Origin of the sequence: Hoylesella timonensis S9-PR14 (assembly GCF_000762405.1) — a bacterium.
Lineage (GTDB): Bacteria > Bacteroidota > Bacteroidia > Bacteroidales > Bacteroidaceae > Prevotella > Prevotella timonensis_A.
This window is the reverse complement of record NZ_JRPQ01000142.1, coordinates 1-9,050: the sequence shown is the minus strand read 5'-3', so window position 1 is coordinate 9,050 and position 9,050 is coordinate 1. Positions and strand designations below refer to the sequence as shown.

Here is a 9,050-nt window from a genome sequence, read left to right as displayed (position 1 = left end):
ACAAAAAAATAATGTAATGAGCAAATTTTAGGATAAGAGTTTTGCAGAGGTCTCGGATAGTGTTTACTATTCAATCAACTTCCCGTGTTTTTTGAGTATTGAGAGAAACTCTCTCCATTCTGCCGCTCTTTTTTCTTTTGCTTTTTGAATGGCCTTGTTCTCTTTAACATATTGACTATTGTCCTCAATATTGCGTGGGTAACAGTCACTCAGATAAAACTTGCCAGATTCTGAAACTAATGATAAGTCTGTGAAGATTTGACTATTGAAAGATGACACAAACGTTGAGATATGGAGTAGAACCTTACCATACGAATGTATTTCTATGTTACGATAAATGGGAAAGAGCAGACTTGTCGGCTCAAAATCTTGAAAAATAATCTCACGGGTCTGCGCATTGAAAGACTTGATGTTGTCAAGTGTAAAGAGATAGGGGCTTGAAGCGGCTCTTGTCATTCGGGCTGTCCCTATAGCAAACAATTCCGTTTTAGATGCTTGCGCTGTGGGAGTTGAAGCAGACTCATCTTCATTGCTGCAACCAATAAACAGCAACGAGAAGATGAACGCCTGTAATACACAAAAGTACCTTTTCATAATTTGTTGGATTTAATTAGTTATTATAATATGTGGTCGTCAATTATGTTCATATACTTCTTTATTTCTGCCATTAAGGAATAAACATGCTTGACACTTTCCAAGCAAAAGGCATGATTATCCTCGCATCTGTTTTCAACCATATCGGCAAACGCTTGAATTTCCGAGAAGAACCCTTGTGACACAATTTGGTTATTCCCAACCATTGGTACAAAACCATTCCTTCCGTATAGGCTGACAACGGTTGCATTATTTTGGAAGACCTTTTCCAAAGGGATTCCACATATAGCAGAGTGTCTTGGGGAAAAATCGAGTCTTTCCATTCTGTCCAATACATATTGTCCTTTGTCCGTACTAATACTTAATTGTTCCTGTGCATCCTGCCAAGAGTAATCTGTTGATAGTTCCAGCATCCCCGTTATACCTTGATGTTCCAACATAAGGAATAAGGTCTGGGTACCATCCTTGCTGCGCATTTCCTCTGCTGCCTTTACCCTTGCTTTACCAAAGAGAAACGTAACATAGTCAAGAGGATGGATGAACAGGTCGAGCAGGGTATCACCCTCCGGGTATAACCCCGTAAGATAGCGATAATGATAGTGCCGCCCCCTCCCAATTCTCAATCGCTTTTGCAGGATTTGAGTGGCTGGGGCAAAACGTCTTTGCAGTCCGACAACGATATGTTTTGACCCGTATAATTTGACGGTATCGGTCAAAGACTTTAGTTCCCTCTCGTTCTCACACGGTGGTTTCTCTATGAATAAGGACTTCCCTGCTTTAATGACTTCGTTTGCTATATGAAAGTGCGAATGTGGATTAGCAGCCACAAAGACTCCCGAAACCGTATCATCATTCAAAATGTCTTGTAAAGAAGTCGTACCTTTTACTCCCTTGTACTTTTGAGAAATCAGCCCGGCTTTCTTCTCCGAGGTGCAACAGATGTATTTCAATGGCAACTGAAGATATTGTATCACAGGCAACAGGTTACTGACACAATGATTGCCAAGACCTACAAGAGCATACCGTTGGGTGTAGATATGGTTCAGTTCCCTTATGCTCCGCAAACTCTTGTATCTGCTGATGATTTCGTCTATATATCCCATAGTTTATGCTGTTATTTGCTTGAAATGTTCCTTATAGGTGATTTGCGTGTTGCTGGTCCATTGATATTTCCCGTAAAACAATTCTATCAGTCGCTTGGGAAACATTTTCTCCAGATTCCTTAACAGGATAATATCATACTTCCGGTGATAGTTGATCCAGCATTGATTACATGTTTTGGAGTGTTGACACTGAATCTTACAGGTTTCCTTTGAATTGAATATCTCGTCAAGCGTGTTCTCATGAGTGTTGCCCAAGACCACGTCCAAATTCTGGCACAACGGGACATCACCATTGGAATGGATGACCAACTCACTGAAAATGCTATGGCACCTCAGTTTCAGCCTGTTATTCTTCCATTCGTCATATAGGGCCACAAAATCAAAATTTTCATCCGTTTGATGTATGGATGAAGGTATCTGACGAATGAAATTATCATCATTGGCTTCCATCAAGTCCTTGGTCGTGTCAAAGAATGACATTGTGCTGTAAATGCCAATACGCACGTCTATGCTATATTTCTTGGCACAATCTATGACATGCTTCATATCCTCAAACGAGTTCCACGGAGAAAGGCAAAACATCAAGGAAATAGGAACAATATCCCTACACACCTCTATAACTTCGATAACCTTATCATATCCATCCCTGCCACGCATATAGAGATAGGTTTCTCTGGTGCCGTCAAGTGAAATATACAGATGCTTGGGGTGATGATTTTTTACAGCAGATATTACCTTGTTTACCGCAAGACAATTAGACAGCAGCGTATAGTTAGGATGATGAGTGTCAAACCATCCCAATATCTTGTCTGCTTCGGGATGAAGGATAAACTCACCTCCCTCCAAGCCGACCGTCGTGCGTTTCGTTATACATTTGCTGTTCATTATCTTGATGATGTCGTCTAATCTTAAATTTTCCGTAGGTTTCTTCCAAATGGAACAGTGCTTGCAACGTGACTGGCAGTTGGTAGTGGAATATATCATCAAGGAAGTAAGTTCCTTATGCCGTCTGCGTATTACATTGTTGGCAAATACTATTCCGTTGTGGATGTAGTCATAAATACTGTACATTCTTTCTTTTGAGTTTTGTCTTTTATTGTTAAGAGCAGAAAACCACGAAAAGACTGCACAATATTTATGACTTTTTTATCTATTTATTTCATTTACCAAGTAAGCCGCAATCCAAATGGTACTGTTATGATGAACGGATGTTCTGTGCGGTAGGTTTCAAGGTCACTACCATTCCAGAAGTAATAGAACATGTTAGGATCTAAATACAGACTGAAAGGCTTGAATAGCCTATACTGAACACCGATACCTAAGTTCACAGACCACTGATAACGTGGCTTGATGTCACCCTTTAACGTGTAGGACGAGTCAGACGTTATGATATACTTCTTATCAAGTGAACTGTGAACTGGCATCTCGAATGTCACTCCACCGGTCGTATAGACATTGAATCGTCCCTTACTCCATATACGATAGGTCAATTGCAATGGTATGCCCACATAATCAATCTTCTGGGTCTTCAATAAGGTCGCACCATGAAACTCACTCTCAAAATCAGACTTCATTCTTGTGTAAGTCAATCCCGTGCCAAAAGTCCAATGGGAACTTAGTTGCTTGTTGAGCGATAAACTAAAGGTTTTGGGGCGGTAGTGGTGCGCCTTCTCACCTAAGGATGCGTTGCCTTCTGTTGCATTATTCTGTGCTATCCATGACATTTTTGCCCTCTCGACAGAATCCATCAGTGCATTGTTCCGAACCAAATAATTTACATAATCATCCCATGTATATAATTTGGCCGAAGCCCCACCGTTAGCATAATCTATTACTGATAGGTAGTTCAAATTGGACATGGCTCCATTTGCTCCGGCATTAGATGAATAGCCGAAGTTAAATGTCCATGGGTATTTCTTCTTATTGCTGACACTAGGCGACATACTTTCATTCAATGCCATCATTTTTTCTTCGGTAATTTGTGGAATACGGAGCACGGAGTCTATGGTGCTGATACCCTTTATAACCAATTGTTTCTGTATAGAATCCACATGGAAAACTACAGTCTGCTGCTCGGATTCTACACTATCTGTTATCATCCGTGAAGAAATCTTTTCAGTAGAGGTAGCCATTTCTGCCAAGGCACGTTCATCATTATTACTGGTACTTATACTTGATGGGATGGAATATCTTGGTTGCACTATCTTTTGAGAGGCAGATTCTTTTTGAACCCGTCCTGGCAGCTCCTTATGAGTGGTTACTGCTGTTTGCTTGTGTTCAGAAGTTCCAACAGTTTTGTCCTTCGTTACGAAATAGATATAGACAGGTATCAGAATTGGAAGCAAGAAGAGCATCCAATAGTTCATCAGTATGGTCCGCAACATTTTCTTTGCCCGAACCAACTGAGAAGATGAACTGTGAGGATTGATACCAAGCAGTTCTCCAATTTCCTTATGAGAAAGACCATCCAGAACCGAGAGTTTGAATATCTCCCTGTTCCCCTCCGGTAACGACTCTATTGCCGACAACAATAGTTCAAGTTCTATATTCTTTTCTTCCTCGTCTTCTTCGCTCAAAAATTCTATGCCCAGACTAGACAGAGGAATGTCATCCTTCACTGTGCTTTGCAGGTACCTTAGAGAAAGGTTCCTTACAATGGTGATCATCCATCCCTCCAATTTTGAGTTGTCTTTCAGCGATTTGATGGAGGTGAAGATGATGATGAACGCATCATGCAAAATATCTTTTGCCGTGCTTTCGTCTGTCACATAATGCTGGCATATCCGCAATAATCTGTCGGAATATGCCTTGTATAAATTTCCGAGAGCTTCCCGTTCTCCCTGTTTACATGCGTTTATATCAACATCTACTTTCATAGATATACTTTTCCTTTTTATTAAAAGGAGCAGATTGTGACTAAAAGACTGCACGAATTTTGAAACTTTTTTTTGAAAAACTTGAAAAAAGGCTCAAATTTATGACTAGTGGCCTATTTTTAAGGGCGAATAATCAACAACAAGAGCACTATTGCAAAGTTCACCTCCCGTCATAAAGGAAACATTGGATTGCGTATTTTGATACCTGTAACAAACGATGGTCAATGGCACATCTAAGGAATTATAATTTGTCTGAAGTCATGTAGTAATTTCTCCATTCTTTTCATCAATTCATCGAAGGATTTTGCTTCGCCATATATATAGCCGTCCACCATATTCGATTCGTAATCAAGACGATAAGCATTCATAACCTTATTTTGGGGGATAAAATCAATCTTGGCCGGGTAGTCTTTGTCATAGTCCACATATCCCAAATGATAAAAACGGCGACGATGTTCCACGATGGCCTTGTAGAGTTTTCCATCATTCAGTGCTTTCTGACCAAACTCCGTATCCATCAATCTATCCAAATCATAAAGATGTCTGGACATACGTAGGGATCTCGGTTCTTCTTTTTGAAGTTCCTCACTGAGTAGCAGTGCCTTTTCCAGGAATGTCCTTGATGGCGTTACTGTATTAATTGATGCGGCCATTTCATCATCCTCTTCTGGGAACTTATCAAAGACAAGAGAACGAATTTCACATTGTTCATAGGGTTCTGACATAGACAGACAACTGATTTCTATTTTAACTCTCGCATCAATAAGTCTCATGCTGGATGGCAAAATGCTCTCATAATTGACGAATATTATAGTCGGGTCGCTATCATGGTCTATAGGCCTTGGAGGTTCCCCTGTCACCGTTTCATTCATTATAGTATACCCTTTAACTCCCATTTTAAGGAGTTCTGCATCCAGTTCTGCAGAGAGAGTCCCATGAATGTAATCCCGTGATGCTTTTCTTAGTTTCTTCACCTGATTGTTGTTCTCGCACTTTGCAAATGGTAAGTTAAGGACGTCCTCAAAGAAGTTCCTGCCAATGGAAATGTCTATATCTTCACTGAATCGATTGATGAGATTCCATCCTTTACTCAATGAAGTTCCCCCCTTGAAAAGAAGCCATTTCCCACAAGATGTATTGAACAAAGCTTTGAGAACTACCGTCACCCACCAATCTTTCTCTACGGCATTATCTTCGATATTATGATCCTGGGCTACAGCTTGTATCATTGCTATTCGTTCGTCACTACTATGATTTTGCCAACTACTCATGATTGTTTTTGCTTAAAATTTTTATTATGTTTCGCCGTATCCATGTAGGCATGACCTTTAGATCATCAGACATGGTCTCGTCCTCTGGATATTTGCTAAGTATTGCACTAATTGCACTTTCCCACTCTTCGTTATAGTTTCGCTCCCCAATAGCCTTCATGGCTTGTACCAAAAGGCGTGTGACCTTTCCTTTCAAGGTGAAGTTTTTAGGTACACCCCTTTTAAATGTGAGGATTCTATTACCACACTTGATTTTTCTTGCAGACCCACTGGTAAGAAAAACAGGGGTCATAGTTACTTGTTCGGATAATCCAAGCATATTCAACGCTGTACTACCAGTAGGGAGAATTTCAGCATTGTCTCTCTCTGCAATTGCATGGGCTATCTCTTCGGTAGTCGGATAAACTATACCAAATTTAGTTTTCTTCGCTTTAAGGTATATGCCACGAGATAATCTTAACAACAAATCTTGTCGGACAAAATCTGATAAAATCTTGCCCACATACTCATCGTCGTATTCTGGGAAACTATTATTAAAAAACAGAGTACCGGTGTTTGCTTTTTCAATACAGTTCCTAAGAATATCAACAACCTTCTTCTCTTCCTTATTTATTAACATACATTAAGTCGGTTATTTTTGCAAAAATACCGAGTATTTTCCAAACACCCAAATTCTTTGAAGTTATTTTTATTTGGGTTGATCATTTCCATTCCATTTCAGAATATCATTTTGTAAGTGATACGAATATAATGGCAAGCAGCGTGTGTTCTTACTGGAAGATTACCAATAGAAGTAGTATGTAGTTTTTAAGTAGTAACTGGATGCTTCTCTTACTAACTACGCTACAAGATTTTTTCTTTCACCGTATTATACTCTATTGTAGTTATGTAGTAAGTTATAATCAGTGAAAGAAAAAAGCGTATTACCATCAGTTATCCATGTTGCCTATCAGGAATATCGGTGTTATTATGGATGCTGGTTTCTGCAGCTTCTGACAGATGTACTTTCTGAACAAATGCGCTTCCGTGTTGTCTAACTGAAAGGACAGAGCGATGATGATAGAAAGCGGATAGAGCGGTGCATAGCCTTTGAGCGGTCCATTGATAACGACTTCTTCCTCGTCAGCAACTCTTTCTTCGGGATGCAGGTTGGAAGATTTCATAATTGTCTGAAGCCTATGGTTGAGTTTCCTCCATGTTACCCCGAAGAACCTCACAAGTTCTCCCTCCGTCATAGCAATGTCCCCGTTTCCCCTATGGACAATCTGCATATTGTAGCCCCAATCAAAGATGCTGCGATAATTGGTTACGCCTGCCTTTCTTTGGCAGTTATTGTTTGCGTTCATGCCGTTTCCTCCTTTCTGCCATTTGAATTGACAACAAAGGGAATTGTCTTTGTGTCCGTTGCTGCTTCCACATCTGCATTTCCAGTATTTTTGTCCTTTGCCTTGTACTTGGCAATAAGCCTGTCCATATCCTCTGATATCTTATTGTCCGTCACCTGCGCATAAACTTGAGTGCTTGATATGGAGGCATGCCCCATCATCTTGGCTATGCTCTCAATGGGGATACCTGCGCTTAGGCTCATCGTGCCGAATGTATGTCTTGCCATGTGGAAGGAAAGTCTTTGGCGGATACCGCAAGCCTTTCCCACGATGCTCAGTTTGGTATCCATGACACTGCGGCTGCAATCACGGTGAAAAACAAGGTGGTCGCCTTTTTCTTTCACCGTCTGCTGTACCTCGCTTCTTTCCGGCTCTTTCTGGCAATGACTGATGATGGCTTCCGCTATGGGATGTAACGGCACGATGAACTCAACCTTGGTTTTCTGACGTTCCTTTCTTATATACATCTGTCCTTCCGCTGTCGTTTGGATATGCTTGTATTCCAAATTTTCCATATCCGAGATTACCAGTCCTGTGAAGCAGGAAAAGATGAACATCTGTCTTGCCAGCTCCGCTTCCTTGTCGTTCATCCTCATTGGCATAAGTTTCATTACATCGCCCTTTTGCAGAAAACGTATCTTCTTTTCCTCCTTTTCATACTTGGCATTCTCAAACGGATTGCAGCGGATAATCCTCTTGCTGACCGCACGGAACATCAATCGGCTCAGCCAGCAGAGGTTGCTGTTGATGGTGGATGCTCTCAGCCCACGCTTTTTCAGAAAAAAACGGTATTCCTCGAACAAGTCCTCTGTAATGGTTCCGATGGGTATGTCCTGCACTCCTTTGTTTTCGACAAATTCACGGAGATTTCTGTCAGAATAGAACAGATTCAGGTAAGTTCCCTCTGCCCTTGATCTGCCAACACTTTCCTTGACTGCTTGGAGTTCCGCCCTGCTCATGGCAAGGAGCGTGGTCGGATTGGTGGCAATACATTGCAAGCGGTTCTTGATAAGTTCCACGCTTACAACTCCATCCTTTACAAGAATGTCCCGATAGGTCTTTTCCACCAAATCCCTGAATTCTTTGATTCTTTGGTTTGTCTTCTTGTTTGTTGTCAAACTCTGCTTGGTGTTCCACTCGCAGACTTTACACTCTTCTCCTGTGGTAATGGCTGCATTCTTTCCGTCGATGGTGATACGGCAGAGAATGGCGGTATTGCCGTCTGCCTTAGTTTTCTGTCTGTTGATATAGAACAGTATCTTGAATGTACTTCTCATAATGATTTTAGTTTTAATATGTCTATTGCTAAATACTCATCTGCATATCCTCCGTGAAAGAAAGGAAACAATTAAATTCCTCAAAGAGTTTCTGTGGTGTTACCTTTGCATAACGCTCGGTCATGCTCACGTTGGAATGCCCCAGCATCTTACTCACGGTCTCAATGGGGACACCCTGTTCAAGCATGATGAGCGTGGCAAATGTGTACCTTGTTGTATGTGTGGTAAAAGGAAACGAGATGCCTGCACGAAGCCGCAGGACCTTCAAATAAGATTGGTAAGTGGCATATCCCATGAAAGGGAGCAATGTTTCCCTTTCATCGCTGTGGAGCTTCTCCATCAGCCGTATGGCTTCNGGCAGCAGTTTGACACGACAAGGCACACNTGTNTTNTGNCGGTTGAACTTCAGCCAAAGGCNACCCTCNTCATCACGCACAAGATGGGACTTGTTCAGTTCCATCAAATCGCAATATGCAGCACCTGTATAACAGGCAAAGAGGAAAATATCCCTTGCCGTTTCCATTTCCTCCTCCAAGTCCTCAAA

At 41.2% G+C, this 9,050-nt stretch carries 9 protein-coding genes; all 9 read right to left on the bottom strand.

What is annotated here, in order from left to right; translation table 11 throughout:
- Window positions 1-66: 66 nt before the first annotated feature.
- Complete coding sequence (locus HMPREF9304_RS09220; RefSeq protein WP_036928391.1) at window positions 67-594, bottom strand: hypothetical protein; 528 nt, start codon at window positions 592-594, stop codon at window positions 67-69.
- A 23-nt stretch (window positions 595-617) separates the two neighbouring features.
- Window positions 618-1,697: a Gfo/Idh/MocA family protein gene (locus HMPREF9304_RS09215; RefSeq protein ID WP_036928388.1), complete on the bottom strand. Its 1,080-nt coding sequence runs from the start codon at window positions 1,695-1,697 to the stop codon at window positions 618-620.
- Between the two features lie 3 nt (window positions 1,698-1,700).
- Window positions 1,701-2,768 (bottom strand): radical SAM/SPASM domain-containing protein, encoded by a 1,068-nt coding sequence (locus HMPREF9304_RS09210; protein WP_036928387.1) that lies wholly within the window; start codon window positions 2,766-2,768, stop codon window positions 1,701-1,703.
- A 92-nt stretch (window positions 2,769-2,860) separates the two neighbouring features.
- Entirely contained in the window at window positions 2,861-4,573 is a 1,713-nt protein-coding gene (locus tag HMPREF9304_RS09205) for a sigma-70 family RNA polymerase sigma factor (RefSeq protein ID WP_036928384.1), read from the bottom strand.
- Between the two features lie 233 nt (window positions 4,574-4,806).
- Window positions 4,807-5,844 (bottom strand): nucleotidyl transferase AbiEii/AbiGii toxin family protein, encoded by a 1,038-nt coding sequence (locus HMPREF9304_RS09200; RefSeq protein ID WP_036928382.1) that lies wholly within the window; start codon window positions 5,842-5,844, stop codon window positions 4,807-4,809.
- A complete protein-coding gene (locus tag HMPREF9304_RS09195) occupies window positions 5,837-6,463 on the bottom strand; it encodes a DUF6088 family protein (RefSeq protein ID WP_023057174.1) in 627 nt (208 codons plus the stop codon). Before HMPREF9304_RS09195 ends, HMPREF9304_RS09200 begins: the two co-directional genes overlap by 8 nt.
- 310 nt (window positions 6,464-6,773) lie before the next feature.
- Window positions 6,774-7,190 carry a hypothetical protein gene (locus HMPREF9304_RS09190; protein WP_036928380.1) on the bottom strand — a complete coding sequence of 139 codons (417 nt, stop codon included), beginning with the start codon at window positions 7,188-7,190 and terminating at the stop codon, window positions 6,774-6,776.
- Entirely contained in the window at window positions 7,187-8,506 is a 1,320-nt protein-coding gene (locus HMPREF9304_RS09185) for a tyrosine-type recombinase/integrase (RefSeq protein ID WP_036928379.1), read from the bottom strand. The genes HMPREF9304_RS09190 and HMPREF9304_RS09185 overlap by 4 nt, the downstream gene beginning before the upstream one ends.
- 28 nt (window positions 8,507-8,534) lie before the next feature.
- Window positions 8,535-9,050: site-specific integrase (locus HMPREF9304_RS09180; RefSeq protein WP_036928377.1), on the bottom strand; the 516-nt coding region annotated here is incomplete at its 5' end.